The 2,734-nt window shown below is 68.7% G+C and carries 2 protein-coding genes and 1 pseudogene; all 3 read left to right on the top strand.

All coding sequences use genetic code 11. The annotated features are described in order from the left end of the window. Positions 1–150 precede the first annotated feature (150 nt). Complete coding sequence (locus tag AC27VN_RS38180; protein ID WP_490880027.1) at positions 151–1,518, top strand: M20/M25/M40 family metallo-hydrolase; 1,368 nt, start codon at positions 151–153, stop codon at positions 1,516–1,518. A gap of 99 nt (positions 1,519–1,617) precedes the next feature. After that, positions 1,618–2,079: a YidB family protein gene (locus AC27VN_RS38175; RefSeq protein WP_093343565.1), complete on the top strand. Its 462-nt coding sequence runs from the start codon at positions 1,618–1,620 to the stop codon at positions 2,077–2,079. Positions 2,080–2,211: 132 nt separating this feature from the next. Next, positions 2,212–2,734 (top strand): annotated as a pseudogene (locus tag AC27VN_RS38170) (MFS transporter); the annotation flags it as partial.

Here is a 2,734-nt window from a genome sequence, read left to right as displayed (position 1 = left end):
GCCGAGACTGCCGCGCTCGCGGCGCTCGTGCGCCTCGCCTGAACCGGCCCCGCATCCTCCTGGGTGTTTTCCGCGACGCGCGAGCGCGGGCCTTTCGGAACAATGGGACTCCACGTTCCATTGCATCGTTTTCCAAAGGATCTTTCGCCCATGCATCGACCGCTTCGCGCGCCCCGGCTCGCCCCGCTGACCTTCGCCGTCGCACTGGCGGCTTTCGGCACCGTCCAGCTCGCCAAGGCGCAGAGCGCGCCGGTGGCGCCCACGCCGGCGCAGGTGAGCCCCGAGGTCGATCGGGCCTACACGCAGCTGATGGCCGCGCCCGCGATCCAGAAGCTGCTCGACGCGGTGAAGGCCGACCACGAGCGCTCGGTGGAAGACCTGCGGCTGCTGACCGAGATCGAGGCGCCGCCGTTCAAGGAACAGAAGCGCGCCGAGGCCTTCCTCGCGCGCATGAAGGCCCTCGGCCTGTCGGATGCGCGCATCGACGCCGAAGGCAACGTGGTCGGTCTGCGCAAGGGCACGGGCCACGGTCCGAAGCTGCTGGTCTCGGCCCATCTCGACACCGTGTTCCCGGCCGGCACCGACGTGAAGGTCAAGGAACGCGACGGCAAGCTCTACGCGCCCGGCATCGCCGACGACACGCGCGGCCTGTCCGTGCTGCTGTCCTGGCTCAAGGCGCTCAACGAGAACAAGGTCCAGACGCAGGGCGACCTGCTGTTCGTCGCCAATGTCGGCGAGGAAGAGCTCGGCAACCTGCGCGGCATGAAGGCGATCTTCCGCGACCACCTCGACATCGACGGCATGGTCGGCCTCGAGCCTTCGCCCGACGGCCACGTGCTGGTGCTGGGCACCGCGAGCCATCGCTACGAGGTGAACTTCAAGGGCCCGGGCGGCCACAGCTTCGGCGCCTTCGGCCAGGTGCCGAGCGCGATCCACGGCATGGGCCGCGCCATCGCCAAGATCGCCGAGGTGCGCACGCCCAGCTTTCCCAAGACCACCTTCACGGTCGGCACGGTCGGCGGCGGCACCTCGGTCAACACCATCGCGCCCGACGCGCGCATGGCGATCGACATCCGCTCCGACGACATGGCTTCGCTGCTCGAGGCCGAGAAGAAGATCCTCGCCACGCTCGACGAGGCCGTGGCCGAGGAGAACAAGCGCTGGAACGTGAACACGCTGAGCGTGAGCACCAAGCTGATCGGCGACCGGCCCGGCGGCCGCACGCCGACCGACTCGGTGATCGTGGAGGCCGCGGTGCGCTCGAACAGCGCCTTCGGCCACAAGACGCTGCTGCGCGGCGGCAGCACCGACGCCAACGTGCCGATCTCGCTGGGCATCCCCGCGATCATCATCGGCGGCGGCGGCAAGTCGGGCGGATCCCATTCGACCAACGAGTGGATCGACGTGACAGATGGATGGAAAGGCGCGCAGAATTCGCTGGTCACCGTGCTCGGCCTGGTCGGCGTTCCGGGCGTGAGTCCGGCCCTGCTGCCCAAACGCGCGGCACGTACCAAGTAATTTGTCACGTTGTAAGCCGAAAGTCAGCAAGCAAGATTTCGGCAACATTCCACCGCCTGGGAAAATCCCGCGGTTCTGTCACACACCAAGGAAAAAGCCATGGGATTGCTCGACTCGGTACTCGGTCAGGTGCTCGGAGGCGCTGCGCAACAGCAGCAGCCCCAAAGCGGAGGACTCGGCGGCTTGGGCGATCTGGGAGGCTTGGCTGGCGCGCTGGGCGGCCTGCTCGCCAACAACGGCGGTGCAGGCGGCCTCGGCGGCCTGGTTTCCAAATTCGAGCAGGCGGGCCTCGGCGACGTCATCGGCTCGTGGGTCGGCAAGGGTGAGAACCTGCCGGTCTCGGGCGGCCAGCTGCAGGACGCGCTGGGCGGCGACACCATCGCCAACATCGCCTCGAAGCTCGGCATCAATGCGCAGACCCTGCTGCCGATGCTCGCCACCATGCTGCCGGCCCTGATCGATCAGCTCACGCCGCACGGCAAGGTGCCCGAGCAGGGGCTCGGCAACCACGAAGATCTGCTGGGTTCGCTCAGCGGCCTGCTGCAAGGCCGGCAGTCCTGAATTGCAAGAAGCGGATCAAGGATTCGGCGCCCGCGAGGGCGCTTTTTTTTGGCCCGCTGGCGCAGCCCGGACAGTTCGCGTAGAACCGCGGGCTCTCCCATTGCCCGCAACCCCCGTGCCGCTTCCTCCCCCATGAATCGCAACCTCTGGCTGCTCGCCATCTGCCAGGGCCTGTTCCTGACCAACAACGTCACCTTCATCGCGATCAACGGCTTGGTCGGCCTCGCGATCGCGCCGCGCGGCTGGATGGCGACGCTGCCGGTGATGGGCTATGTGGTCGGCAGCGCGCTCGCCACCGGGCTGGTGGTGCGCAGCCAGCGCCGGTTCGGCCGGCGCGGCGCGTTCCAGATCGGCCTGGCCGTGGCGCTGGGCTCGGCGCTGCTGTGCGCCTATGCGGCGTTCTCGAAGGACTTCTGGCTGCTGTGCTGCGCGACCGTGGTCGCGGGCTACTACAACGCCAACGCGGGGCTCTACCGTTTCGCGGCCGCCGAGCTCGCCGCGCCCGACTGGCGCGAGAAAGCGGTCTCGCTGGTGATGGCCGGCGGGCTGATCGGCGCGGTGGCCGGCCCGAACCTCGCGGCCGCCACGCGCCAGATGTTCGCCGTGCCCTTCGCGGGCGCCTACCTCGCGCTCGCGCTGGTGGCGCTGCTGTCGA

This window comes from Variovorax sp. 20P10.2.4 (assembly GCF_058244205.1).
Note: the sequence above shows the minus strand (reverse complement) of the source record. Positions and strands in the feature narration are given on the sequence as shown.